Origin of the sequence: Flavisolibacter ginsengisoli DSM 18119 (assembly GCF_900129295.1) — a bacterium.
Taxonomy (GTDB): domain Bacteria; phylum Bacteroidota; class Bacteroidia; order Chitinophagales; family Chitinophagaceae; genus Flavisolibacter; species Flavisolibacter ginsengisoli.
On record NZ_FQUU01000004.1, the window covers coordinates 362140 to 388517 of the forward strand.

Consider the following 26378-nt stretch of genomic DNA (forward strand, 5'->3'; position numbering starts at 1 on the left):
AATTACTTGTTCGCAAGATCGCCATACAACTGTAAATAGTCTGTTAAATCAGACTCTGCGTTATAAGGCAATGTTTTCTTGCCGCGAACTTTCGAAAACTCATCCAACAGCTTTTTATCGATCTTTTCTGCACCTAATGTTATTGCATCAGCATAGGTAGCTCCACCACGAAACATGGCTAAATTATTTGCATCCTTATAAGGTTCAAGATCCTTTTCTTTTAATGAAGGATGTATCATAGCTTTTTGTAGAAAATCAGTACCCAGTTTTTCCTTAAAGGTTGTTTGACCCAAGGTGAATATGATCTTACTATGAGAAAATACCGGCTCCTTTTTATATACAGTTTTAAGGTATAATGGTATCAAACCTGTCATCCATCCACTGCAATGAATAAGATCCGGAGGCCAGCCAAACTTTTTAACGGTTTCAAGGGCTCCCTTGCAAAAGAAAATGGCTCTTAAACCATTATCATCATACCATTTTTCATTATCATCAGTAAAAATGTGCTTTCTTTTAAACAAGTCCTCATTGTCTAGAAAATATACCTGCAGACGTGCATTAGGCAGGGATGCCACTTTGATCTGCAAAGGAAAATCTTCGTTATCTATTGAAACATTTATACCTGAAAGACGCACAACTTCATGCAACCGATGACGGCGCTCATTGATGGCGCCAAACCGGGGCATAATACAACGCACTTCGTAACCACTATCATTAGATTTTATCGCCAGCTTGTTTACTATTTCTGAAAATTCAGTCAATTCAAGGTATGGAGACATTTCGTTGGCAATGAATAAAATTCTTTTCTTTGCTGACATTGTTACCGTTTTAAACTCTGGGAAAAAGGTTTGCAAAGGTAACTATTTCTAATTAAACAGGACAGTTAGTATATCTGTAATCAAGATTTATGATCCTTTTCAAACAGGCAGGAGCTCTTACAGAACATCTTCAGCGTCAAAAGAATACAGGCAAAACTGTTGGATTTGTCCCAACAATGGGAGCTCTCCACGAGGGTCATTTGTCTCTTATCGATCAATGCACAGCTGGCAATGATATCACGGTTTGCAGTATTTTTATCAATCCAACTCAGTTCAACAATCCGGAAGATTTCAAGCATTACCCTGTAACTATTAGTATGGACATTGAGCACCTGGTTGCCGCAGGTTGCGACATCTTATTCCTCCCCTCCACCTCCGAAATATACCCAACTGGATATCTGAAAAAGCACTATGACCTGGGCTCCATTGAGCATAACCTGGAGGGTCATTACCGGCCAGGGCACTTCCAGGGAGTCTGTGAAGTAGTGGACAGACTTTTGGATATTATAACTCCTGATAATCTTTATTTAGGTCAAAAAGATTTTCAGCAATGCATGGTCATAAAAAAATTACTGGAGATTACCGGGAGGGCAGTAAAGGTGGATTTACATATTTGTCCAACAAAAAGAGAAAGTTCCGGACTTGCCATGAGCAGCCGTAACCTGCGATTGACTGGCCAGGAAAAAGAATTGGCTGTTTCCATTTATAAAGAGCTGGAAAATATTAAGGTTAACCTGCCGCAAACACCTTTGGAAACATTAAAGAAAAATGCCAAAGAGCATTTAACCAGGCAAGGATTTTTGGTGGATTATGTTGAAATAGCCAAAGCAGGCGACCTGGCTCCGAGTGAGAATGCTTCCGAAGCAGATGTCGCCCTGGTTGCTGCAACCATTGGGAATGTAAGGTTGATAGATAATCTTCTTTTGAATTAACAAAGACTTCACGTCCATAAATTACCTTTGCGTCCGCTATGAATATTGCAGTTTTAAAATCTAAAGTGCACCGTGCAGTAATTACCGAAGCAAATCTTCATTATGTTGGCAGCTTAACGCTGGATGAAGATATTATGGCAGCTGCCAATATGATAGAAAATGAAAAGGTTACCGTGGTAAACGTTAACAACGGGGAAAGGCTGGACACTTACCTGATCAAAGGGAAAAGTGGATCAGGAGTTTGTTGTTTGAATGGCCCGGCAGCACGTAAAGGAATGGTGGGTGATGTAGTAGTGATCATCTCCTATGCCTCAATGCCTTTTGAAGAAGCTAAAACATTTAAGCCCTGGGTAGTGTTTCCAAAGGAAGGAAACAAATTATAAAAAACTAACAAAACAAACAGGGATGATCGTTTGATATTACAATGTAATGATTAAGGACCTGTTGGTCTGTTCGGCATTCCTTTGGTATCTTCGAATTGAATGAGGAAATCCATCTTTACCATACTCCAGTATTCATTTTTCCTGGGACTCGGGATTTTATTTGTATGGCTTTCTATACGCAAGATCGATCATTTGCAATGGTTGCAAATAAAAGATGCTTTGCAAAGGGCCAGGCATTGGTTAATATTTCCTGTTTTTATATTATTGCTTCTGAGTCATTATTTCAGGGCCCTTAGATGGAAGATACTTATGGAGCCAATGGGCTATCACCCAAGTACTTTCAATACGTTTGCTGCGGTAATGATTGGTTACCTTGTGAATGCCGGTGTTCCACGGTTAGGTGAGGTTGTAAAATGTACACTACTTTCCCGCTACGAGAATGTGCGTGCAGACCGGCTTGTTGGAACCATTGTTATGGAAAGGGCTGTAGACCTCGTCTCTCTTATTATTGTCTTTGTTCTTGCTCTAATTTTCCAGGGACATGTTATTGGCGGGTACGTATCGCATTCCTTTGGAAAGTTTTTTACAGATAAAACCGGTCATGCGTCTATCCAGAAAATCGTAATAGTGCTGGCCGTCATAATAACTATTGTGGGTGTGCTCTTTTTCTTGCTCAGGCGTTTTGGTCATATAGATGCGGTTGCCAAAATAAAACATGTGATCAGGGGTATTCTTCATGGTTTGAGCAGCATTAAGTTCATTAAACACAAAGGAATATTTCTGTTTTATTCAGTTCTGATCTGGTCACTTTACCTGGCTAGTACCACTATTGGCATATATGCTTTACAGGAAACTGCCCACCTGGGCATTGGCGGTGGTTTAACTACACTGGCTGTAGGAAGCGTGGGAATGGTGTTGACTCCGGGGGGAATTGGCGCTTATCCCCTGCTGGTAGCCAAATTAATGGGTCTCTATGGTTTAAATGAAGATACCATAGGAAATGCATTGGGGTGGTTGTTATGGTCTGTACAAACAATTATAATTATTGGAGCAGGTGTAATATTTTCTGGTTTATTTTCCTATCATAATAAAAGAAAGCAAAACATTGAATCCAGGCAACAGTATACAGAACAAAATATCGACATTACCTGAGCTGCAGCGTAGAATCAGTCAATGGCGGGTATTAAATAAAAAGATCGCATTTACGAATGGCTGTTTCGACATCCTGCACGCCGGCCATATTGCTTCCCTGACAGAGGCCGCCCGGCAGGCCGATTACCTGGTAGTTGCCATTAATGCAGATATATCTATAAAGGGCCTTAAGGGTGAAAACAGACCTGTAAATGATGAAAATTCCAGGGCATTAGTAATAGCAGCCCTGGCGATGGTTGATGCAGTAATCATTTTTTCTGAGCCAACACCGAGAGAACTTATAGTGGAAATACGGCCCGATGTACTTATTAAAGGTGGTGATTATAAAGTAGAAGATATAGCCGGAGCAAAGGAAGTAATAGCATGGGGCGGAAAAGTAGTATTGAATCCTATCGTTGAAGGTTACTCAACCACTTCTATCATTAACAAACTGCAAAATAAATAGCCTTTTATAGTTAAGCACGGATGTTGCGTATATTTATGTTGATACGAAACATATTGCATGGCAAATTCCAGGCGTAAAACTATTCCACGAGATATTAGCTGGCTTTCATTCAATGCCCGGGTGCTGCAGGAGGCTGCTGATCCCAGCGTTCCCCTTAGGGAAAGAATTAGATTCCTGGGTATATTTTCCAATAACCTCGATGAGTTTTTTCGGGTAAGAGTTGCCACATTAAAACGAATGATCCAGGTAGGCACTAAAGCTAAAATGCATTTGGAAGCCAATCCTGAAAGTATTCTCGAAGAGATTCAAATGATGGTTTTGAATCAGCAAAGCGAATTTAACCGCATTTGGAATGGCATTCTTTCAGAACTCCAGGAGGAAAAGATATTTCTTGTTACAGAGAAAGATCTGAATCTGGAACAACAGGAATTCGTGCAACAGTATTATGAAGAGGAAGTAAGTCCTAACATAATACCTTTAATGATAGAAAGCATACAGGAATTAAACTTTCTGAGAGATAAATCCATATACCTGGGTGTTGTAATGTGGAAGAAAGAAAGTGCACTCAAAAGAATGTATTCAATTATTGAAATTCCCACCCGGGTAATGAGCCGTTTTGTTATCCTACCCTCCCCTGAGAATGAACACCATATAATTTTGCTTGAAGACGTCATAAGATTCAATCTGCCTGAGATATTTAGTTATTTTGGTTACGATCAATACCAGTCAGGTGTTTTTAAACTGACCCGTGATGCTGAAATAGATATAGATAATGACATATCTACTAATCTTATCCAGAAAATTGAAAAAGGCATTAAGAACCGCCGCAAAGGAAAACCAGTAAGGTTCATCTACGACAAAGAAATGGATCCAGGGTTACTGGAATACCTGATCAGGAAATTCAATCTAAGCAAGCGGGATAATATTATTCCCGGTGGACGTATTCATAATTTCAGGCATTTTATGGATTTTCCTAAACAGATATTCAATGGGGAAAGCAAGAGAAGAAAACCCTTTGATCATCCACTTTTACTTGAAAACAGGGTTACAGATGTGGTGATGAAAAGAGATGTGATGCTCCACTTCCCGTACCATTCTTTCAACCCCGTCATTGACCTTTTAAGAGAGGCAGCCATTGATCCTGATGTAGCTTCAATTAAGATCACTACTTATCGATTAGCAAAACAATCAAAAGTGATCAATGCACTTATAAACGCTGTTAGAAATGGAAAGCAGGTAATGGTTATGCTGGAAGTAAGGGCCCGATTTGATGAAGAAGCTAACCTGGCCTGGAAGGTAAGACTGGAGGATGAAGGTGTAAAAGTACTGATAGGTATCCCTAACATGAAGGTGCATGCTAAAGTCTGCGTAATAAGAAAAAGAGTACAGGACCGTATTGTTCAGTATGGATTTGTAAGTACTGGGAATTTAAATGAAGATACAGCCCGGATATATGCAGATCATTGCTTGCTTACGTCCAACAAAAATATTATGGCTGATGTGAACAGGCTGTTTAATTACCTGGAGCACTATAAAACCGGAACACATTTCTTAAAAGCTTGTAATACTATTATTCCAAGTCCCATCTTTATAAGGAAAGAAATTATAAAACTTATAAGGACTGAGATAAAGAATGTTCAGAAAAAAGGGAAAGGGATCATCACGGCAAAAATGAATTCTTTATCAGATGAAGAACTCATAAATGAACTATATGAAGCTGCCAGAGCAGGCGTTGAGATCAACCTGGTTATCAGGGGCATATTTTGTATGTTTTCTCAGGATGACAAATTTCTTATACCGGTAAAAGCAATCAGTATTGTTGATGAATACCTGGAACATGCCCGTGTGTGGATTTTTCATAATGGTGGCAAGGAAAAAGTGTACATTTCATCCGCAGACTGGATGGTTCGCAACCTTGACCACCGGGTGGAAGCTTCCTGTCCTATTTTTGATGAAAGAATAAAAAAAGAATTAAAGGATATACTAAATATTCAGTTACATGATAATGTGAAAGCCCGCTGGTTAGATAATGATCTAAGCAACGAATATGTAAGAACCCAGGGTGAGCCTATACGTTCCCAGGTAGAAACATTTAATTATTTAAACCGTAAAATAGAAAAGCCAGTTGAGGTTAGCAGCAATTGACATAGGTAGTAATGCAGCACGACTGCTGATAATTGATGTTGTTCAAGGGCAGGCAGGCAAACCTGAATTTGTAAAACTTACACTTGTCCGGGTACCCTTGCGTTTGGGTTTTGACGTTTTTGAAATGGGATCAATATCGGAAGAAAAGGAAATAATGCTGGTAAAAACTATCCAGTCTTACAAACTTCTCATCGATGTCTACAATGTGAAACATTTTATAACTGCAGCCACATCTGCTATGAGGGATGCTTCTAATGCTAAAGAGATACTTCAAAAGGTAAAAGCTGAATCTGGTGTTGAGATTAAAGTGATCACTGGCGAAGAAGAAGCTTCTTTTATTTATGAAAATCACGTGGCAGAAAACCTTAATACACAAGAATCTTACTTATATATTGATGTTGGCGGCGGCAGTACAGAATTAAGTTTTTTCAGTGATGGAAAATTAGTCTCCAAAGAGTCATTCAATATTGGAACCATTCGGCTGTTAAAGAACAAGGTGACAGAAGACCATTGGAACCAGATGAAAAAATTTATTAAAGAAAAAACTACGGGCTATCACCATATTACAGCTATTGGATCTGGAGGGAATATTAATAAGATATTTTCTTTATCAAAGAGAAAAGAAGGAAAGCCATTAAGCCTTGAGTTATTACGTAACTATTATAAAGAGTTCAGCAGCCTCAGTTTAACTCAAAGAATTTCCATGTATAAGCTGCGCGAGGATAGGGCCGATGTAATTGTACCGGCATTGCTTATCTATATTAATGTAATGAAATGGGCTGATACAGAGGAGATTTTTGTTCCTAAGATAGGTTTGGCAGATGGACTGGTACATATTCTTTATGACCGGCTGCGAAAAACTTCGGTCAATAACTAACGTTAGAATAGTTAGACAGTATTACTTAAGTTTTGCTTCAGGAACCTAACTTTGATCCATTGAACCAACTCTTAAATATCACCAATGAGTGCCAATACCCCTGAAGTAAAACGTATTACCACCAATACATTGCAAAAAATGAAAGCATCGGGAGAAAAGATCTCCATGCTCACAGCTTATGATTTTTCTTTTGCTACGCTTTTTGATGCTGCAGGCATAGATGTATTACTCGTTGGAGATTCAGCGTCCAATGTTATGGCAGGTCATGAAACTACTCTCCCCATTACGCTGGACCAAATGATCTATCATGCTTCATCAGTTATAAGGGGAGCCAGGAGAGCATTGGTAGTAGTAGACCTTCCTTTTGGATCTTATCAATCCAACAGTGAGCTTGCAGTGGCTTCTGCCATACGAATCATGAAAGAAACTGGTGCACATGCGATAAAGCTGGAAGGAGGTGAAGAAGTACTGGAATCAGTGAAAAAGATCATAGCTGCCGGGATACCCGTTATGGCCCACCTGGGATTAACACCGCAGTCTATTTATAAATTTGGCACCTATAACGTGAGGGCTAAAGAAGAAGCTGAAGCCAATAAGCTGCGAAAAGATGCTAAACTACTTGAAGAAGCAGGTTGTTTTGCTTTGGTACTTGAAAAAATACCGGCTAACCTGGCAAAAGAAGTTTCGGCTGCCCTGCACATTCCTACAATCGGTATTGGAGCAGGCAAATATTGCGATGGGCAGGTGTTGGTAATGCATGATATGCTTGGAATCAATACTGAATTTAAGCCCAGATTCTTAAGGCAATATTTAAATATACATGACCAGGCTACAAAGGCTGTCCAGAAATATATTGAAGATGTTCGATCCAACAATTTTCCCAACGATAATGAATCTTATTAAGGCTTTTTTTGGTTAATCCTATTTTTGCGTCCTGTTGAAAAAGAAAATGAACGCATTAACCAGTAAAGTAATCAAAGCCTTTTTGCTTTGTATTCCGGTCTTTGGCATGGCCCAGGAAAAGGATATCAACCTTGATCCTATAACAATTACATCCTCCATAAGCTCTGAGCGAACGTCAAAAACAGGGCGGAATATTTATGTTATAAAAGGAGAACAATTTTATAATCTACCTGTCAATTCTATAGATGAATTATTAAAGTATCTACCTGGTATTGAAGTTCAATCACGTGGGCCCATGGGTTCTCAAAGTGATATAGTATTACGTGGAGGTACATTTCAACAAGTATTGGTGATAATGGATGGGGTACGGTTAAATGATCCCAATACCGGTCATTTCAGCAGTTACTTTCCAATTATACCATCTGAAATTGAAAGAATTGAAATATTAAAAGGTGCATCTTCAGCAATATATGGTACAGAAGCTGTGGGCGGCGTAATCAATATCATCACCAAAACTTTTGCAGCCAAAAAAGAAGCTCGTGCAAGAAACTCGGTTGCCCAGGTATCCACCGGGACTTTTGGGCTATTAAATGCAAGCGCAGGCGTTTTCATTAACAATGGCAAAACTTCTATAGGATTCGGATTGTTAACAAATAATGCAACCGGGCAACAGCAACGGGGAATAAAAGGATATTTCCATAATAATACAGCTACTATTTCTTTAAGCCATTTCTTTAATGATAACTGGCAATTATCATTGAGAGGGGCGTATGATAACAGGAAGTTTGCCGCCCAAAACTTTTATACCAATTTCACTTCCGATACAGCACAAGAAAAAGTAAGTACAAACTGGAGCCAGGTGCAACTTACCCACCTTTCTCAAAAGAATACACAAAGACTAAGTGCAGGTTATAAACTGCTTGATGATAATTATTCATTCAATCCTCACTCCATAGCTAATCAAAATAAAAGCAAACTGTACCAGGTTGGTATAACCAATGAGTGGAAAATAAAACCACAAACTACTCTTGTGTATGGCGGACAATATATAAATAAACAAATAGCGTCTAATGACAGGGGAACCCATTCATTGGGACAGGTTGGATTGTTTGTGCTTGCCAACCAAAAAATTGGAAACTACATTGCATTATCTCCTGCCTTAAGAACTGAATGGGTAGAAAATACAGGATGGGAGCTGGTGCCACAGATGAACATTTCCTATAGAAAGGAATTGTTCCAATTAAGAGGAAGTGTTGGAAAAACAATGAGAGACGCCGACTTCACTGAACGATATAATAATTATAATAAACCAATTGTTAGCAGCGGTAAAATTGGTAATCCCTACCTGATGCCGGAGCGCTCATATAGCTATGAAGGTGGAGTTGATATATATCCTGGCAATTCTCTCAAATTATCGTTTACTTATTTCCAGCGGTTTCAAAACAAATTAATAGATTATGCATTAACGCCTTATAGTGATATGCCACGCAAAGAAAATCTTATTCCTTCTGGTTCTTATTACCTGGCAAAAAATATTGCAAAGGTGAAAACAAAGGGAATAGAAGCTGAAATGCAATATGCAAAAGCAATTAAAGCTTCACAACAGTTATTTATAACCTTAGGCTCAGTGTGGCTTCATAGCAGGGAAAGTGATACTATACCATCACTTTACTTATCATCGCATGCCCGTTACCTGGTAAATTGTACCGTTCAATACAGCATTAGTGATTTTTTAATAAGTGTTTCAGGGATCTATAAAGACCGGCGGCCCCAGGGTGATGCTCCTGCTGCAATAGCAAAATTTACTACGAATTATTTTCTATTAAATACCAGGGCGGAGTATTATGTAAAAAAGAAGACCCTAAGTGTATTTGCCCAGGTAGATAACCTTTTTAATAAGAATTATTCGGACCTTTTAGGAGCTTCCATGCCAGGCAGGTGGATCATGGGAGGAATCAAAATATCTTTATCAAAATAATGATCATGCAGGACGTACTCAAACAATTAGGAATAAAGGATCAAAATAGCGGCACATCAACAGGCTTACAATGGATAGAGAGCCATGGAAAAACTATTAGTTCCTACTCCCCTGTCGATGGCCACTTAATTGCCAGTATCAAAATTACAGATGATAACTCCTATGAAGAAGTGATCCGCACGGCACAAAAAGCATTTATTGAATGGAGAACCTGGCCTTCACCTAAACGAGGAGATGTAGTACGTCAAATAGGTGAGGCACTCCGAAAAAATAAGGAAAACCTGGGCAAGCTGGTATCTTACGAGATGGGCAAAAGCCTGCAGGAAGGCTATGGAGAAGTCCAGGAAATGATCGATATATGTGACTTTGCCGTTGGGCTTTCCAGGCAGCTTCATGGTTTGACAATGCATAGTGAGCGTCCCGGGCACAGGATGTATGAACAATGGCATCCGCTTGGCATTGCTGCCATCATTTCTGCATTTAATTTCCCTGTGGCTGTTTGGAGCTGGAATGCCATGTTGGGATGGGTTTGCGGAGATGTATGCCTTTGGAAGCCATCAGAGAAAACTCCCCTTTGTGCAGTGGCATGTCAAAATATTATTGCGGAAGTTTTTAATAAAAATGGCGTTCCCGAAGGAGTTAGTTGCATAGTAACCGGCGAAAGAGAAATGGGAGACAAAATTGCAAAGGATAGCAGGATACCACTTGTTTCTGCCACAGGGTCCACTCGCATGGGCAAATCGGTAGGCGCTGCCGTTGGTGCAAGGTTAGGCAGATCATTGTTGGAGTTAGGTGGGAACAATGCAATCATTATATCCCGAGATGCTGATCTTGATATGGCATTAATAGGCTGTTTGTTTGGTGCAGTAGGTACTGCCGGTCAACGCTGCACATCCACCCGCCGCCTCATCATTCATGATGAAGTATATGATAAATTCAAAGAAAAACTGGTTAATGCCTATAAACAGTTACGGATAGGCAATCCACTGGATGAAAACAACCATGTGGGGCCGTTAATTGATAAAGCTGCTGTTGAATCTTATTTGAAAGCTATAGAAAAATGTAAGGCTGAAGGTGGAACTTTTATAGTAGAAGGTGGCGTTTTGGAAGGCCCTGGATATGAAACTGGTTGCTACGTGAAGCCCTGTATAGCTGAAGCCCAGCCCCATTTTGAAATTGTACAGCATGAAACTTTTGCCCCTATATTGTACCTGATGAAATACAAAACTTTTGATGAAGCAATTGCTATTCAGAATAATGTCCCACAGGGCTTATCTTCTGCTGTAATGACCCTGAATTTAAGAGAAGCTGAACAATTCCTGTCTTCGTCTGGAAGTGATTGTGGAATAGCTAATGTAAATATTGGCACTTCCGGAGCAGAGATTGGAGGAGCATTCGGAGGTGAAAAAGAAACAGGTGGGGGCCGTGAAAGTGGTAGTGATGCATGGAGATTCTATATGAGGAGACAAACCAATACCATCAACTATAGCAAAAGCCTGCCCCTGGCACAGGGAATAAAATTTGACCTATAATAATATTTAATAATCCAATTAACTCCTGGAATACTCAAGAGAGTTATATTATTGATCTTATAATTGTCATTAGCTAACTGCTGATACTTACCTGTACAATAACCACACTGTTTTAACAAATCAGGGCAAACCAATTGTATACGTTTTGACAACTTATTATTAAGTGATTGGTTAATTTTACAAATACTCAATTTATTAAACAATATCTGATGGTTTATTCATTAAAGAGATCCGTACTGCTTGCATTTGTTTCAGTTTTCTGTTTAACCTCATTTGGCCAAAGTTCAAAAAAAACATCCTCCAATGGCTGGCATTTAAAAGGCATTGAAGAGGGTTATTATGGCATTAACCTGGATAAAGCATATGATTTCGTAAAAGGAAAGAAAAGTCAAACAGTAGTAGTTGCAGTTATTGACTCAGGTATTGATACCACACATGAAGACCTGAAACCTATACTGTGGGTAAATCCAAAAGAAATTCCTGGTAACGGGATTGACGACGATGGTAATGGATATGTGGATGACGTTCATGGCTGGAACTTCCTTGGCGGACGTGACGGTAGAAATGTTGATAAGGATTCTTATGAAGCTGCCAGGATCTATCATGCACTAAAACCTCATTTTGAGAATATAAAAGATCCATCTACTTTAAGTAAAGAAGACCAGGAAGAATACAATATATGGCTAAGGGCTAAATCGGATATCACTAAAGGAGTTGACCAAAATGAACTCTTCTTTATCAAACGCCTGTTCCCATCCTTGAAAAGAGGTGATTCTGTGATCAGGAAGGAATTGAGTAAAACTGAATACAACGGCGAAGACCTTAAAACATATAAGCCAACGAATCCTGATGCTGTGGTAATGCGCAATGTGGTTCTTAACATCAGTGAAGGCAATAATAATAATTTCGAGATACCTAATACAGAGATTCTTGATGGTATTGAAGCTGATCTTACCAAGGCTGATGCAGCCAATACAGCTCCTAAAGATTACAGGGGAGAAATTGTTAAAGACAATGAAAATGATATCAATGACCGCTTCTATGGCAATAATGATGTAATGGCTGGGATGTCCTCTGCCTTACATGGTACCCATGTATCAGGTATCATAGCTGCTTCCAGGAATAATGGCAAGGGAGTAGATGGTATTGCAGACAATGTCCGTATTATGATGGTAAGGGCAGTACCTGATGGGGATGAACATGACAAGGATATTGCCCTGGCAATCAGGTATGCTGTAGATAATGGAGCCCGTGTCATCAACATGAGTTTTGGTAAGTATTATTCACCTAATAAGAAATGGGTTGATGATGCTGTAAAATATGCTGAAAGTAAAGGTGTTTTGCTGGTAGCAGCTGCAGGAAATGAAGGCTACCTGGTAGACACTATGCCTCACTACCCTTCTCCTATTTTATTAGATCATGAGAAAGTAAATAACTGGATAATGGTTGGTGCCAGCGGTGATCCATCAAATGGCGGCCTTGTAGCGGATTTTTCCAACTTTGGTAAAAAAGAAGTTGATGTTTTCGCACCCGGTGTCAATATCTATTCAACCGTCCCTGGAGGAAATACATACAGGAACCTTTCCGGAACAAGTATGGCTTCTCCTGTTACGGCAGGGGTTGCAGCTTTCCTTCTTGAATATTATCCAACACTCACTCCCCAACAGGTAAAGCAGGTTATTGAAAAAAGCGCTGTTGATCCTAAAGTAAAGGTGACCCAACCGAATTCCAGTAAAACAGTTCCTTTTTCAGATTTAAGTAAAAGCGGTGGTGTATTAAATGCTTATGAAGCAGTAAAACTTGCAGATGCTATGACTAAACAAGCTGATATGACACCCGTTAAAACCAAGATCAAGATAAAAAAGTCCAAAAGAGCTTAATATAATTTCCGTTAATCCTTTTTATCCCGGTAGTATTGCCGGGATTTTTTATTTTCAGCCCTTAAAATATATTAACACATGTCAAAGGTTGAACTTTCCCGGGTTCCTGAGTATTATCATAAGTATATTAACCTGGTTGCTACAAGGGAACTAGACGAAGCATTTGCTCATTATCCAACAGAATTCATCAATTTTCTCCTTACAATACCTGCTGAGAAATGGGATTTTCGTTATGCTGAAGGAAAATGGTCCATTAAAGAAATGGTTCAGCATATAATTGATACTGAACGGATCTTTTGTTACCGGGCTTTATGCTTTGCAAGGAAAGATCAGACTTCTCTTCCTGGATTTGATGAGAATTATTATGCTTCGAATTCAATGGCCGGGTTGCGAACAAAAGAAGACCTGGTAGAAGAACTAAAAGCCGTTCAATACGCCACCGCTTTATTATTCAGATCCTTTACTCCAACTATGCTGAACGAAACAGGAACGGCCAATGGAAACCCTGTATATGTAAAAGGGATTGGGTTTATAATCCTTGGTCACATTCAACATCATCAAAACATTCTGAAAGAAAGGTATCTTCAAGAAAAAACCATCTCTTTATAAGAGATGGTTCACTAAAATTATATCCTGGTAGTAATAACAGCCTATCAGAAAGTCTTCTGGGCTGTTTTTCCTTTAGCAATATTCTGTTGGTTTACTATATCATTGATAACCTTTACAGCCTGGTCAACATACACATCTTTACTAACGTTGTTCAACCACTGCTTATATCTTTCTGTTTTATCCTTATCAGCTGATACATACCGTTGTTCATCCTGCTTTAAAAAGGATACCTGCATATTCTTATCCATTTTAACCAGCTTTTCTATTTCTTTTACAGCATCACGTGTGATCTTTTGCTCCTTACGGAATTGATCTATTTGCAATGGATATACCTTATCATCCTGCTGGGCCAACATATTGGTTTCTTTCCTGATCAATTGGAAAACTGAATCATTGGCAATCCTTGCAGAGCCAAGTGTTTTAATAGTTTGAAGGTCATAACCAGGTTGCCATAACTTATAAGAAGCTTTAGAGATTTCATCCCATGGCAAAGCATTGTTATTATCCCTTTCACGCATTTTCAAATACTCGTAATAATCAGGTATCACTAAGTCTGGAACTACTCCTTTTAATTGGGTAGAGCCTCCGCTAATACGGTAAAACTTCTGCAGTGTCAGTTTTAAAGATCCAAGATCTGAATTGGTAGCCAGGAAGTTAGATGTAGGATCAAGGCCGATTGGGCGCTGCACAGTTCCTTTACCATATGTGCTTGTACTTCCAATGATCACACCCCTGCCATAATCCTGTATTGCAGCAGCAAATATCTCTGAAGCTGAAGCACTAAATTCATTTACCATTACAGCAAGCGGGCCATCATATAATACGCCTCCATCCTTATCACGCATTACCTGTGGCTGTCCTTCCCTGTCTTTTACCTGCACTACTGGTCCCTGGTCAATGAACAAGCCTGCTATCTGGATCACATCATAAAGCGATCCACCTCCATTATTGCGCAGATCTATTACTATACCGTCTACCTTATCATCTTTTAGCTTTTGTACTTCTTTGGCAACATCAGCAGAGCTCCTGTGAGGATCGTTGGGATCATCAAAATTTGCATAAAACTCAGGCAGGAAAATATAACCAATTTTAGAAGTACCCTGGTTGATCACCGCACTGCGAACATAGCTTTCATCCTGTACGATTTTATCCCTGATCAGCGAAACGGGCTTTAAAGTGCCATCTTTTTTACGGAGGGTCAATTTCACCTCGGTACCCTTTTGCCCGCGAATCACCTTAACTGCATCAGTTACATCATAACCCGTCAGCTCAACAGGAGTTTCCTTACCCTGGGCCACCTTCACAATTATATCACCTGCTTCCACCTCGCCAGATTTCTGTGCAGGGCCGCCGGGAAGTACACTTGCTATTTTAATATTGCCTTCTTCATAAGTAAGCTGAGCACCTATACCGTAAAATGAACCGCTGAGCTGCTCATCAAAATATCTTTTATCAACCGGTGGGAAAAACTCTGTGTACGGATCCATCATTGAAGTAATGGTGTTCACATAAACACTGAACTTTTCGTCGTCATTAAACTTCAAACGGTACCTGTCAAAAATGCGGTCCATTGTAGTTTTAACCTTATCCCTTGCTTCCTTTTCCAGTTCTGCATCTGTTTTTACAACAAATCCTTCTTTTCCCTTATTGCTTGCCCTTGCATCCTGCAGGTCAACAAAACGCTGTAAGGCAAGGTATTTTAAACGCTTACGCCATTGTTCCTTCCGTTCAGTGACAGAAGAAGCAAAATTTACTTTTTTAGGGTCTGTAACGATAGTTTCGTTAACAGAAAAATCAAAAGGCTTAGATAATATCTCCTTATAAACAGCAGTGGCTTCCTCTGCCCTTTTATTAAAAATTTTACCGGCCTCTAAAAAGAACTGAACGGGAGCACCTTTGATCTCGTCGTCTATACGGGTGGAATATTTATCTAAAGATGTAATATCACTTTGAAGGAATATATTTTTATCTGGGTCCAGTTCTTCGAAGTACTTAGTGAATACCTTTTTGGAAAAGTCATCATTGATATCCTTGGGGCTATAATGGCCCTGGCTCAATATTTCTCCTACTATCTGCAGGATCTTTTCATACTTGGAGGGCGGGATCTTAGCATTGGTTTTTCCCATTGTATTGAACGCAAGGAATACCCCGGCGACAATCATCACAATTAATATTGGAAGTCTTTTCATATCTAACATGTATTTAAGTGCCTTAGGCATAGTACCAAATTTAGTCTAAATAAAATGCTCTGTTACTATAGTTTATCCCTTTAACAAACGTTTTTGACAAGCGGAAATATTCCGTAGCCAAATGATCAGAAAAATAATTCATTGGTTCGAATAGCTTCCCGCGGTAATATAAATAACAAATAATAAAATAAATGTGCCATTGAAAAAACAGAAATATTTTGAATAAGTAGAAGCAGAATATCAACTTCAATTCATTATTTTTGCAGCCCACACGGTGGCTGTAGCTCAGTTGGTTAGAGCATCAGATTGTGGTTCTGAGGGTCGGGGGTTCGAGACCCCTCAGTCACCCAAAGGCCTCCTGGCAACAGGAGGCCTTTTTATTTGCCATTGATATTGCCTATCAACCTTTTAAACAGTTTAATGTTAAATAAGGTTAATTAATCAACTACCCGCAGTATTGCCATCTACCTTTGCATCGCAATTAACAATACATGAGAAAGTTTTATATTTTATTACTGTTAGGATTTATTTCATTGCAATCATTTTCACAAATGCCTGGAGGGCAAATGAGAGGAAATGGCCAGGCTCCTGCAGGACGATTTTATGGTAAAGTGGTTGATGCAGCAAACAAAGGCCTGGAAGCAGTGTCTGTTACGCTGGTGACCACTAAAATGGATAGCGCAACTAAAAAACCAAAAGAAATTATTATTGGTGGTATGTTAACCAGTTCAGTTGGTGACTTCAGCATAGAAAACGTACCGGTTTTTGGAAAATACAAATTAAAGATCACCGGCATTGGATTTAAAGAATTGAATATGCCTGTTGCCTTTGAAATGCCCAATAAAAATGCCATGGGCAATGATCCGGCTGCAATGCTGGGCGCACTGGATAAAGATCTGGGAAATATCAAAATGCAGATAGATGAAAATGTTCTGGGCTCGGTAACAGTTACCGCTTCCAAGCCACTATTGCAGATGGGTATTGACCGCAAAATATTTAATGTAGAAAAGAATATTACATCTGCAGGCGGAACTGCAGTAGACGTGATGAAGAATGTTCCATCTGTTAATGTGGACATTGATGGAAATGTCACTTTAAGAAATAATACTCCCCAAATATTTGTGGACGGTCGTCCAACCAACTTAACATTAGAACAGATACCAGCTGATGCTATTGAAAGCGTAGAGATTATTACCAATCCTTCTGCAAAATTTGATGCTTCCGGAGGTACTGCCGGAATACTTAATATAGTAATGAAGAAGAACAGGCGTGTGGGCTATAGCGGTAATGTTCGTATAAATGCCGATAGCCGTGGCCGTGTAGGCGGAGGCGCTGATATTAATCTTCGTCAAAATAAGATCAACATTTTTGGTAGCGGAAATCTTTTCCAGAGAAAATCCATTAGTACAGGCTTTACTGACAGAACCAACTTTGGTAACAATGATAGCAGCACCCATTTTACCCAAAATGACAATTCAGGTGGAACAGGACAGTTCCGCTTTGGTAGGGCTGGCATTGACTATTTCATTGACAACCGTAATACTTTTACGGTAAGTGGTACCCTTATGAAAGGTAAAATGTCACCTAATCAAACAAGTGATATCAATATTGATTCACTGGCTGATAATATGGGATATGGCAGCTCTTACCAGCACCGGATCTCTAATACTGATTATACTTTCAATAATTCAAGAGCCCAGTTTAGTTATAAACATAATTTCCCTCAAACAGGCCATGAACTGACAGCTGATGCCACCTATGACAAGGGGAAAAGTACAAGCGAGAATAACACCAACACTAACTATTATGCCATGCCTGGAAATGTTTTCAATAAAACATACCAGCAGATACAATTAGGTGGGGGAAATAATGAAAGCTGGGTATTGCAAACAGATTATGCAAACCCTATTTCAGCCAATTCCAAAATTGAAGTTGGGTTAAGAGCATCTATGCGTCAAAGCAACAATTTCAACCAGTTCTATACCAGGACCATTAATGGAGAGCTAAAGCCAACTTCCCTTAATACTATTTATAATAATAAGGACAATGTTTATGCAGCTTATGCAAACTTTTCTAATCGCATTAAAAATTTTGGCTACCAGTTAGGACTAAGAGCAGAGAGGTCTGATTATACCGGAGACATTCCAACAAAGAATCAAACTTTCAGGATCAACTTTCCTATCAGTTTCTTCCCAAGCATGTTCCTTTCACAAAAGCTGACTGAAACTGATGAAATTCAGTTCAATTACAGCCGTAGGATCAACCGTCCTAATGTGTTCCAGTTATTTCCTTTTATAGATTCCAGCGACCTGCTTAACGTCAGTGTTGGTAACCCTGCCCTGCAACCGGAATTTACCAACTCCTTTGAACTGTCCTATTCAAAGACATTTAAGAACAGGGATAACTTTATTGCCTCAGCTTATTTTAAAAACACCAATGACCTGATCACCAGGTTCCAGAAAATTGATACGAGCATTAGTAAGTATGGTGTGGTTAACACTTATATCAATGCTAACCGCATGTATATTACGGGTCTTGAACTTACAGCAAGGAACAAAATGACCAATTGGTGGGATCTTACCTCTAACGTAAACCTGTTTACTGCTAAAGTCAGCATTGACAACCAGCCAAGTCCTGAACAGTTTCCAAGCTATTTTGTAAAGCTTAATAACACTTTTAAACTACCTAAGAACTTTTCTTTCCAGCTTTCTGGCGACTACCAGTCCAAGATTATTTCTTCACCAGGTGGTGGTGGTCGTGGATTTGGCGGTGGCGGTATGTTTGGAGGCAACAATACAGCTTCCCAGGGCTATATACGTCCTAATTATGGCGTAGATGCTGCAATAAAATTTGACTTCCTGAAGGACAAGAAAGCATCGCTTTCACTGAATGTAAATGATATCCTGCGTACACGTAAGTATGATGCACACTCGGAATCCACATTCTTTGTGCAGGATATAGTCAGAAGAAGAGATCCGCAGATATTCAGGCTAAACTTCAACTACCGTTTTGGTAAGTTTGATGCCAACCTATTCAAACGCAAGAATACAAAAGCAGAAAACAATGTTGATATGGGCAATATGAACATGTAATTACATCAATATAGTTTTGAAAGCTCTCCCCAAAAGGAGAGCTTTTTATTTTATACTAATTATTTTTGATGCCTATGTATCAATTTGCCCTCATTGGCTGCGGACGTATATCCAGGAGACATACAGAGAATATTCAAAGGATAGGTCATTTAAAAGCTGTTTGTGATATAGTCCCTGAAAAGGCAGACCTGCTGGCAAAGGAATTCAAATGCAAAGCCTATTATTCTATTGATGCACTTTTACTGGCAGAAAACGAAATAGATATTATATCAGTATGCACTCCCAATGGTTTTCATGCCGAACATGCTATTAAATCATTGCAGGCAGGCAAACATGTTTTGTGTGAAAAACCTTTATGCCTGACTAGTGCAGCCGCCTGGCAGATGATTGAAACAGAAAAATTTTGCCGCAAACACCTGTTTGTTGTCAAATCTAACAGGTATAACCCTCTTCTTATCCAGGTAAAGAAATTATTGGACGAAGGAAAACTCGGTAAGGTTTACAGTTTTCATTTAAGTTGCTTATGGAACCGGCCGGTAGAATATTACCTGGATTGGCATGGCAAATCATTTCCCGATGGCGGCACACTTTATACCCAATTCAGCCATTATATCGATACCATCGTGTCATTATTTGGAGGAATAACAGAGGCAAAAGGATTTAGCGGAAAACCAGCTCAAAAGCTAGGGATGGAATTTGAAGATACCGGGGTAGCAGCACTATATATGAACGAAGGAATCATGGGAAGTTTTCACTGGTCTGTAAACACGTATAAAAAAAACCATGAGATCGCCCTTACTATTGTTGCGGAAAAAGGTACCATCCGGCTGGGTGGCGAATACTTAAATGAAATACAATATCAATCCCTGGAAAATGAAAATGAGTTTAATAGCTCCGGCAGACCTTCTAATGAGTACACATCTTATAAAGGATCAATGAGCAACCATAAGGAAGTATACGACCATTTGATATACGCACTTGAAAATAAAGAGAATGATTTTGCCAATGCTTTTGATGGATTGAGGACCGTAGAAGCTATAGAAAAAATTTATAAAGCCATAACAACCATATCTTTCCAATCTTGAAACGCATATTCTTTACTGTAACAAATGACCTGACTTACGATCAGCGTATGCAAAGAATATGTACGTCCCTGGCCAATAATAGCTTTGATGTAACATTGATTGGCAGACAATTAACTAACTCTCGTCCTTTAGATAAAAGAACCTACAAACAAAAAAGGCTCCGTTGTTTTTTTAATAAGGGGTTCTTGTTTTACCTGGAATACAATACCCGGCTTTTCTTTTACCTGCTCTCAGTTAAAATGGATGCAATATGTGCCATTGACCTGGATACCATCCTACCCTGCCTGTTTATATCTGGTTTGAAAAACACTATAAGGATATATGATGCCCATGAATATTTTACTGAGTTAAAGGAAGTACACACAAGACCAATGGTGCAAAAAACCTGGCGGGCTGTTGAGAGATTTTCTGTACCTAAGTTTAAATGGGGCTACACAGTAAGCAATGGACTTGCCGAAGCTTTTCACCATAAATACCAACGGGATTACCTGGTTATCAGGAATCTCCCTGTATTGAATAAAAATAACCAGCACCTGCCCAAAGAAAAAACCATCTTATACCAGGGAGCGGTAAATCATGGCCGTGGATTTGAATTCCTTATTCCAGCCATGAAGAGCGTGCCCTACAAACTGGTAATTTGTGGTGATGGAAATTTTATGACTGAGTTGAAACAAGTGATAAGTAAACACCAGGTGCAGGACAAGATTGAATTAAAAGGAATGGTACTGCCTGGAGATCTCCCGCTTTATACTCAGAAAGCTTCCCTTGGTATTGCCATTAGTGAAAAAGAAGGCCTGAACCAATACATGGCACTTCCCAATAAGTTTTTTGATTACATGCATGGTGGATTACCACAGATTGCCATGAGATTTCCCGAATATGAAAAAATAAACCATCAATTTAAAATTGCAGTTTTGATAGATTCCCTTTCGCCTAAAGACATCAGTAATACCATTAACTCAATTATGGAGAATGATGCCTTATTAAAAGAAATGGAAGCAAATTGTATGCAGGCACGTGAAGTTTTTTGCTGGCAATTTGAAGAACAGAAACTGGTTGCTTATTACAACCAAATCTTTGCCAATGAATGACAACCTGCACATAGTTTGCCTTGATGCTCCATCGCCCCCGGATTATGGTGGAGCTATTGACATGTACTACAAAGTGAAGGCCATGGCAGAACTGGGAAAGAAGATCAGTTTGCATTACTTCAATTATAAAGAGCATCGCAATGTAGAGGGACTTGAAAAGTATTGTCTTGAAATAAATGCTTATCAAAGAAGCAAATACTTAAGCTCTCTTTCAATTTTCAACCCTTATATCACTACTTCAAGAATCAATAAAGCGTTGATCAATAAGATTAACCAGGATAACTATCCCATATTACTGGAAGGCCTTCATTGCGCTGGTATTATTCCATACCTAAGGCAACCATCACGTGTAGTGCTGAGAATGCATAATGAAGAAGCTGCTTATTATAGCGCCCTTGCCTTGAATGAACCCAATTGGCTGCGCAAGAGCTACTATTTAATTGAGTCAGGAAGGATCAATCGCTTTCAACACAAACTGGACCACCATCTTAAACTGGCCGTGTTATCAAATAATGACCTGGGCATCTTTAAGCAGCAGGGATTTAGTAATACTCATTTCATCCCTTGTTTTTTACCCTGGCAGGAAATAAAATCTCTCCCGGGCAAAGGAGAATATTGTTTGTATCATGGTAATATGGGTATCATTGAAAACGAAATAGCTGCAGAATGGTTGATCAACAATGTTTTTAACCAAATAAATATTCCATTGGTGATAGCAGGGAAAGGAATATCCGGGAAACTGCAAAAGCTGGCAAGGAAAAAAAATAACATACGGCTTATCTTTCAACCTCCTTCCAATGAACTGGACGCATTGATAAAAGATGCTCATATCAATGTTCTTCCTTCCTTTAATAATACCGGGGTAAAACTGAAGTTGTTACATGCACTATTCTATGGCCGGTTCTGCATTACTAATAACCAGGGGATAAAAGGAACAGGCATTAATACATCAGTCTATACAGCAGAAACTGCAGAAGACTTCCGGAATACAATTATTACTTTATTTGAAAAGCCTTTTGAAGAAGAGCAGATCACTGAAAGGCAGTCCATCAAAGAATTGTATAACAATCAAACCAATGCGTTAAAGCTTAGTGCAATATGGTAGCGTTGTCATAAACCCTTCCAGATTCTGTTTTCACCATCCTGGCAGGGAACTTTTGAATAACAATATAGTCATGGGTGGCCATAACAACAGCAGTGCCATAATCCTTTGCTATATGTATCAAAAGGTTCATGATCTCATCAGATGTTTCCGGATCAAGGTTTCCTGTTGGTTCATCAGCCAATATCAATTTAGGTGAATTTAATAACGCCCTGGCAATATCTACACGTTGCTGCTCTCCACCACTCATTTCGTAAGGCATTTTAAAACCCTTGGAACGAAGCCCTACCTTATCCAGAACATCAGCGATCTTCTCATTCATCAGTTTTTCATCTTTCCATCCTATCGCTTTCAAAACAAACTTGAGGTTATCATTTACATTCCTGTCGGTCAGTAATTGAAAATCCTGGAATACCACTCCCATATTTCTTCTTAAGTAAGGAACAGTTTTCCAGGTCAGCGTTTTTATATCATAACCCACAACAGTTGCCTGTCCTTCTTTTAATGGCAGCTCACCATACAGGGTTTTCAATAAACTTGACTTACCAGTACCGGTTTTACCTACCAGGTAAACGAACTCACCTTTATTTACTGTAAGATTGACATCCTGTAATATAAGATTATCGCCCTGGTAAATATTGGCATTTCGTATATCTATTATGCTCTCTGCCATTCCTCAAATTTAATTGGTGCAAAATAACATAAGAATGACCATGCACCAAGCCAATAATTTTATAAACTAAGTTTTTAGTTGTTAAACTAAATAATTAGTTATAACTTAACGCCATAATTATTCAAATGAAAACATTAACCAAAGCAGAAGAACAGGTGATGCAGGTGCTCTGGAAGCTTAAAGAAGGCTTCATACGCGATATAATGGATGCCATGCCACCTCCCAGGCCACACCAGAACACAATAGCCACACTGCTTAAAATTTTAATTGAAAAAGAATTTGTCGGCATCAGGATATTTGGAAGACAGCACCAATACCATCCATTAGTAAGCAAGGATAGCTATTCAAAAGCATCAATCAGGTCACTGGTAAAAAGCTATTTTGGTGGTTCGTTTAGCGATGCTGTTTCTTTTATGGTAAAAGAAAACAGTATCAGTGTTGAGGACCTTGAAACCCTATTACAACAACTCAAAAAAGGAAAAAAATGATAGCCCTTGCCTATTATTTATTGAAGGTTATTATTTGTTCAGGGCTATTATTTGCCTATTACCATATGGCCCTGCGCAATAAAGTTTTTCATCAATGGAACCGCTTTTATTTATTGGCTATTGTCATCTTGTCCCTTGCTCTCCCCTGCCTGCAATTTACCTGGTACCATTACCAGGATGAACCAAATAATGCCATCCGTTTATTAAAAGCAGTGCAGTCGGCAGATGTCTATATGCAGGAATTATCGGGTAGTCAAAATAAGTTATTCAGTACAGAACAGTGGTTTGGCCTGCTCTATTGCTTCATTTCTGTCATTATCCTTATTGGTGCCTTTGTTTCCTTGTCGAAAATAGTTGCCCTTATTCGCAGGCATACTATCAGCCAGGTTAACCGGATCAAATTCATCTCTACCCGTGAGCCCGGAACCCCTTTTTCATTTTTTAATTATATTCTTTGGAACGAGGATATTGATATCAACACACCAACGGGCCAGCAAATTTTCCAACATGAACTGGTGCATGTAAAAGAAGCTCATAGTTTGGATAAATTATTTCTACAGCTTATACTGATAGTGTTTTGGTGCAATCCATTTTTTTGGCTGATCAGGAAAGAATTGCAAATGATCCACGAATTCATAGCAGATCAAAAAGCTGTTAAACAACATGATACAGCTACACTGGCAGCCATGATACTGCAGGCAAGTTATCCGCACCATTTCAGCCAGCTTACCAATGCCTTTTTTCAATCATCTATAAAACGAAGACTCCTTATGCTTACCAAAATTCAGAACCCCCGTATTACTTATTTTAGCCGTATACTGGCACTACCCCTGATAGCTTGTATAGTATTAGCCTTCAGCTTCAAAACTGTATCTGTCGCACACCTTGAAAAACCTATTACAATAGTAATAGATGCAGGCCATGGAAAAATGACCAATGGGCATTTATCAGGTGCTTCCAGCAATAATATTTATGAAGATGCTATTGTATTAGCCATTGCCAAAAAGATCAAGTCCATCAATGCCAACTCCAAAATAAATATCGTTTTAACCAGGACAGATGACAACATCATAGAACTTCACAAAAGAGTGGATTTGGCAAAAGAAAACAATGCCGACCTGTTTATTTCACTACATGTAGCTGCAGCAGAAAACGATAAAACCGGTAACGGCATGGAAGTTTATGTTTCAAATAAAAACACCCCCTTCCAGCATCAAAGTGAGTTATTAGGTTCTGTGATCAAAGAAGAATTAACCTCCATATACCCGACCACACCTGAATTGATCAAGCGCGCCGTTGGTATTTGGGTAGTAGACAAAAATATATGTCCTTCAGTGTTGGTCGAATGTGGTTACATCACAGATAAAAAAGACAGGGAATTTATTACCAATGAAGCGAACCAGGAATTAGTAGCCAGAAAGATCCTTAAGGCGGTAGAAAGATATGCGGCCTCTACTGAAAAAGGCTCTTATACTACCCTATCTGACACATTGCCTAATAAGAAAGCTGTAGATATCAATTCAGTGAATGTCGATAAAAACAAAGGATTGATAACCATTGATTACAAAGATGGTACCCGCGAAACTTTAACCATAGAGCAGGCCAGGCAAAGAAAACTTATCAAAGAAAAGAATTTCGAGACTAAGGAAGATTTTCATACTGAAAAAGACACACCCATCAACATTCGTGGAAAAGATAAGCCTCTTATTTATGTTGATGGAAAAGAATTCAATGGCACCCTTGATAAGCTTGACCCTACAATGATACAGTCAGTTAATGTGCTTAAAGACAAGCCAGCCATCGCTAAATATGGAGAAAAAGGAAAAAATGGCGTAATTGAGATTATAACCAAACCTGGCGACCGCCAAAACATATTCGACACCATTCCCAAAACGAATTAATTTTTATTGTCAATACGAATCGTTTGTCTTTGATCTGGATAGAAGTTTAAATAACGGAAGATCATCACACAAGTTTATAAAAGGGGGCTTAAATAGAAGTCCCCATTTTATTTACTCATTGTGCTTTCTCCCGTTCTTCGCCAACCCATTTATTCATTTTCTGCCGGGCTTCTCTATGGGTACTCCCCATCTACTCCCCATCAACTGTATAGCTCCGGTATAGATACTGCGTGATGATCACGCAGTATCTATACCGGAGATAGGGCTTTGGTAGCAAGTTGCCTGCCCTAAGGCTACCATTACGTGCCTGTATTCCTCGGCTCCCGACTCCAGACTCAAGACTCCCGACTCTCTTCCCTTCCGGCCAAAAGCGGTCATTATCGGTCAAATCGGCCAAAAGCGGCCAAAACGGACATGGTGGTTTCGAACTGACATGGATTTTCAAAAACTTGCAGCTATAAAATCTAATATCATATGGCTAAGCAAACAGGATACATTAAGGCAACAGGAACAGTGGATGGAGACACCAACTTTTATTATGATCAGTTATGGGGCTACCTGGTAAGAATGTGTTTCTCCTTAAACATGCTGTTTAAGGAAGTTTGTAGTTTGTAGTGTGTAGTTTGTAGTTTCTTAGGCCAGAGAGGCACTATTGGGTGCAGGCGTGCTTGATTGGTATTCATCTTTGCGTATTCTAAGGTATAGATACTGCCAAAAAAAGTTTCTAATCAGCTTTTACATTGTTCTCAACAAATGGTGTTTGACGCTTTACTACAGCAAACATTCGATATAAGATCTTATTTCGAACGATATTAATAGTACTCATTTTTGATTTACCCTTTTCCAATCGTTTTAAATAATATTCTCTTAGTTCTTTGTCATGTTGAATAGCAGTTTTTGCAGAAAGATCAAGCAATGTTTTCATGCGCTTGTCAGCATGTGAATCAACTTTAGTTTTCATTTTAAGGCTGGTTCCTGACTCACAAGGGAATGGCGCAGTGCCACAATAGCATGCAAACTTTCTTGCATTTTTAAAGCGTGAAAAGTTCCTGGTTTTAATGATTGTTTCTAAAGAAAGAACTTTACCAACGCCTTTAATACTT

22 protein-coding genes and 1 tRNA gene are annotated in these 26378 nt (G+C 39.1%); 19 read left to right on the top strand and 4 right to left on the bottom strand.

Translation table 11 applies throughout. The features are described from left to right. Window positions 1-2 precede the first annotated feature (2 nt). Complete coding sequence (locus tag BUA53_RS07110; protein ID WP_072834654.1) at window positions 3-818, bottom strand: glycogen/starch synthase; 816 nt, start codon at window positions 816-818, stop codon at window positions 3-5. Window positions 819-907: 89 nt separating this feature from the next. Between BUA53_RS07110 and panC the strand changes: the two genes are divergently transcribed. From panC to BUA53_RS07165, 11 genes are all read left to right on the top strand, one after another. Beyond that, window positions 908-1750: a pantoate--beta-alanine ligase gene (panC, locus tag BUA53_RS07115; RefSeq protein ID WP_072834655.1), complete on the top strand. Its 843-nt coding sequence runs from the start codon at window positions 908-910 to the stop codon at window positions 1748-1750. Window positions 1751-1788: 38 nt separating this feature from the next. Beyond that, on the top strand, window positions 1789-2133 hold the full coding sequence (gene panD / locus BUA53_RS07120) for an aspartate 1-decarboxylase (RefSeq protein WP_072834656.1): 345 nt from the start codon (window positions 1789-1791) through the stop codon (window positions 2131-2133). A 99-nt stretch (window positions 2134-2232) separates the two neighbouring features. Further along, window positions 2233-3285 (top strand): lysylphosphatidylglycerol synthase transmembrane domain-containing protein, encoded by a 1053-nt coding sequence (locus tag BUA53_RS07125; RefSeq protein WP_072834657.1) that lies wholly within the window; start codon window positions 2233-2235, stop codon window positions 3283-3285. Continuing rightward, the gene (gene rfaE2, locus BUA53_RS07130) at window positions 3239-3730 is read left to right on the top strand and encodes a D-glycero-beta-D-manno-heptose 1-phosphate adenylyltransferase (RefSeq protein ID WP_072834658.1); all 492 of its coding nucleotides are present in this window, start codon (window positions 3239-3241) and stop codon (window positions 3728-3730) included. Before BUA53_RS07125 ends, rfaE2 begins: the two co-directional genes overlap by 47 nt. Before the next feature lie 57 nt (window positions 3731-3787). Then, the gene (ppk1, locus tag BUA53_RS07135; protein WP_072834659.1) at window positions 3788-5875 is read left to right on the top strand and encodes a polyphosphate kinase 1; all 2088 of its coding nucleotides are present in this window, start codon (window positions 3788-3790) and stop codon (window positions 5873-5875) included. Continuing rightward, complete coding sequence (locus BUA53_RS07140; RefSeq protein WP_072834660.1) at window positions 5856-6752, top strand: Ppx/GppA phosphatase family protein; 897 nt, start codon at window positions 5856-5858, stop codon at window positions 6750-6752. Before ppk1 ends, BUA53_RS07140 begins: the two co-directional genes overlap by 20 nt. An 84-nt stretch (window positions 6753-6836) precedes the next feature. Next, window positions 6837-7655 carry a 3-methyl-2-oxobutanoate hydroxymethyltransferase gene (gene panB / locus BUA53_RS07145; RefSeq protein ID WP_072834661.1) on the top strand — a complete coding sequence of 273 codons (819 nt, stop codon included), beginning with the start codon at window positions 6837-6839 and terminating at the stop codon, window positions 7653-7655. Window positions 7656-7701: 46 nt separating this feature from the next. Continuing rightward, window positions 7702-9633 (top strand): TonB-dependent receptor plug domain-containing protein, encoded by a 1932-nt coding sequence (locus BUA53_RS07150; RefSeq protein WP_072834662.1) that lies wholly within the window; start codon window positions 7702-7704, stop codon window positions 9631-9633. Between the two features lie 5 nt (window positions 9634-9638). Continuing rightward, window positions 9639-11165: an L-piperidine-6-carboxylate dehydrogenase gene (gene amaB, locus BUA53_RS07155; protein ID WP_245793047.1), complete on the top strand. Its 1527-nt coding sequence runs from the start codon at window positions 9639-9641 to the stop codon at window positions 11163-11165. 209 nt (window positions 11166-11374) lie between these two features. Continuing rightward, window positions 11375-13045, top strand: a complete 1671-nt coding sequence (locus BUA53_RS07160) for a S8 family peptidase (RefSeq protein ID WP_072834664.1) — start codon at window positions 11375-11377, stop codon at window positions 13043-13045. A 78-nt stretch (window positions 13046-13123) separates the two neighbouring features. After that, window positions 13124-13654, top strand: a complete 531-nt coding sequence (locus tag BUA53_RS07165) for a DinB family protein (RefSeq protein ID WP_072834665.1) — start codon at window positions 13124-13126, stop codon at window positions 13652-13654. A 44-nt stretch (window positions 13655-13698) separates the two neighbouring features. Here BUA53_RS07165 and BUA53_RS07170 read toward each other — a convergent pair whose 3' ends face one another. Further along, the gene (locus BUA53_RS07170; protein WP_072834698.1) at window positions 13699-15843 is read right to left on the bottom strand and encodes a carboxy terminal-processing peptidase; all 2145 of its coding nucleotides are present in this window, start codon (window positions 15841-15843) and stop codon (window positions 13699-13701) included. 274 nt (window positions 15844-16117) lie between these two features. Here BUA53_RS07170 and BUA53_RS07175 point away from each other — a divergent pair. The 5 genes from BUA53_RS07175 to BUA53_RS07195 all read left to right on the top strand — a co-directional run bounded on the left by BUA53_RS07175 (window position 16118) and on the right by BUA53_RS07195 (window position 22216). Further along, window positions 16118-16191, top strand: a tRNA-His gene (locus tag BUA53_RS07175). A gap of 143 nt (window positions 16192-16334) precedes the next feature. After that, the gene (locus BUA53_RS07180; protein ID WP_072834666.1) at window positions 16335-18935 is read left to right on the top strand and encodes a TonB-dependent receptor domain-containing protein; all 2601 of its coding nucleotides are present in this window, start codon (window positions 16335-16337) and stop codon (window positions 18933-18935) included. A gap of 68 nt (window positions 18936-19003) precedes the next feature. Continuing rightward, window positions 19004-20020, top strand: a complete 1017-nt coding sequence (locus BUA53_RS07185) for a Gfo/Idh/MocA family protein (RefSeq protein WP_072834667.1) — start codon at window positions 19004-19006, stop codon at window positions 20018-20020. Next, window positions 20017-21111 carry a glycosyltransferase gene (locus BUA53_RS07190; protein ID WP_245793049.1) on the top strand — a complete coding sequence of 365 codons (1095 nt, stop codon included), beginning with the start codon at window positions 20017-20019 and terminating at the stop codon, window positions 21109-21111. Before BUA53_RS07185 ends, BUA53_RS07190 begins: the two co-directional genes overlap by 4 nt. After that, window positions 21104-22216 carry a glycosyltransferase gene (locus BUA53_RS07195; RefSeq protein WP_072834668.1) on the top strand — a complete coding sequence of 371 codons (1113 nt, stop codon included), beginning with the start codon at window positions 21104-21106 and terminating at the stop codon, window positions 22214-22216. The genes BUA53_RS07190 and BUA53_RS07195 overlap by 8 nt, the downstream gene beginning before the upstream one ends. On the opposite strand, the gene BUA53_RS07200 is transcribed toward BUA53_RS07195, so the two are convergent. Then, on the bottom strand, window positions 22200-22886 hold the full coding sequence (locus BUA53_RS07200) for a cell division ATP-binding protein FtsE (RefSeq protein ID WP_072834669.1): 687 nt from the start codon (window positions 22884-22886) through the stop codon (window positions 22200-22202). The genes BUA53_RS07195 and BUA53_RS07200 overlap by 17 nt on opposite strands. A gap of 125 nt (window positions 22887-23011) precedes the next feature. Here BUA53_RS07200 and BUA53_RS07205 point away from each other — a divergent pair, with 125 nt between their 5' ends. The 3 genes from BUA53_RS07205 to BUA53_RS21190 all read left to right on the top strand — a co-directional run bounded on the left by BUA53_RS07205 (window position 23012) and on the right by BUA53_RS21190 (window position 25890). Continuing rightward, window positions 23012-23374, top strand: coding sequence for a BlaI/MecI/CopY family transcriptional regulator (locus BUA53_RS07205; protein ID WP_217652948.1), 363 nt, complete (start codon window positions 23012-23014; stop codon window positions 23372-23374). After that, window positions 23371-25275: an N-acetylmuramoyl-L-alanine amidase gene (locus tag BUA53_RS07210; RefSeq protein ID WP_072834671.1), complete on the top strand. Its 1905-nt coding sequence runs from the start codon at window positions 23371-23373 to the stop codon at window positions 25273-25275. Before BUA53_RS07205 ends, BUA53_RS07210 begins: the two co-directional genes overlap by 4 nt. A gap of 474 nt (window positions 25276-25749) precedes the next feature. Continuing rightward, window positions 25750-25890 (top strand): hypothetical protein, encoded by a 141-nt coding sequence (locus BUA53_RS21190; protein ID WP_175546029.1) that lies wholly within the window; start codon window positions 25750-25752, stop codon window positions 25888-25890. 109 nt (window positions 25891-25999) lie between these two features. On the opposite strand, the gene BUA53_RS21000 is transcribed toward BUA53_RS21190, so the two are convergent. After that, window positions 26000-26378, bottom strand: a 379-nt coding sequence (locus BUA53_RS21000; protein ID WP_139256358.1) for a transposase, incomplete at its 5' end; no start/stop codon positions are given.

Coding starts and splice junctions, on each gene's coding strand:
- BUA53_RS07110 (WP_072834654.1), bottom strand. CDS start 818: ATGTCAGCAAAGAAAAGAATTTTATTCATTGCCAACGAAATGTCTCCA.
- panC (WP_072834655.1), top strand. CDS start 908: ATGATCCTTTTCAAACAGGCAGGAGCTCTTACAGAACATCTTCAGCGT.
- panD (WP_072834656.1), top strand. CDS start 1,789: ATGAATATTGCAGTTTTAAAATCTAAAGTGCACCGTGCAGTAATTACC.
- BUA53_RS07125 (WP_072834657.1), top strand. CDS start 2,233: ATGAGGAAATCCATCTTTACCATACTCCAGTATTCATTTTTCCTGGGA.
- ppk1 (WP_072834659.1), top strand. CDS start 3,788: ATGGCAAATTCCAGGCGTAAAACTATTCCACGAGATATTAGCTGGCTT.
- panB (WP_072834661.1), top strand. CDS start 6,837: ATGAGTGCCAATACCCCTGAAGTAAAACGTATTACCACCAATACATTG.
- BUA53_RS07150 (WP_072834662.1), top strand. CDS start 7,702: ATGAACGCATTAACCAGTAAAGTAATCAAAGCCTTTTTGCTTTGTATT.
- amaB (WP_245793047.1), top strand. CDS start 9,639: ATGCAGGACGTACTCAAACAATTAGGAATAAAGGATCAAAATAGCGGC.
- BUA53_RS07160 (WP_072834664.1), top strand. CDS start 11,375: ATGGTTTATTCATTAAAGAGATCCGTACTGCTTGCATTTGTTTCAGTT.
- BUA53_RS07165 (WP_072834665.1), top strand. CDS start 13,124: ATGTCAAAGGTTGAACTTTCCCGGGTTCCTGAGTATTATCATAAGTAT.
- BUA53_RS07170 (WP_072834698.1), bottom strand. CDS start 15,843: ATGAAAAGACTTCCAATATTAATTGTGATGATTGTCGCCGGGGTATTC.
- BUA53_RS07180 (WP_072834666.1), top strand. CDS start 16,335: ATGAGAAAGTTTTATATTTTATTACTGTTAGGATTTATTTCATTGCAA.
- BUA53_RS07185 (WP_072834667.1), top strand. CDS start 19,004: ATGCCTATGTATCAATTTGCCCTCATTGGCTGCGGACGTATATCCAGG.
- BUA53_RS07195 (WP_072834668.1), top strand. CDS start 21,104: ATGAATGACAACCTGCACATAGTTTGCCTTGATGCTCCATCGCCCCCG.
- BUA53_RS07200 (WP_072834669.1), bottom strand. CDS start 22,886: ATGGCAGAGAGCATAATAGATATACGAAATGCCAATATTTACCAGGGC.
- BUA53_RS07205 (WP_217652948.1), top strand. CDS start 23,012: ATGAAAACATTAACCAAAGCAGAAGAACAGGTGATGCAGGTGCTCTGG.
- BUA53_RS07210 (WP_072834671.1), top strand. CDS start 23,371: ATGATAGCCCTTGCCTATTATTTATTGAAGGTTATTATTTGTTCAGGG.
- BUA53_RS21190 (WP_175546029.1), top strand. CDS start 25,750: ATGGCTAAGCAAACAGGATACATTAAGGCAACAGGAACAGTGGATGGA.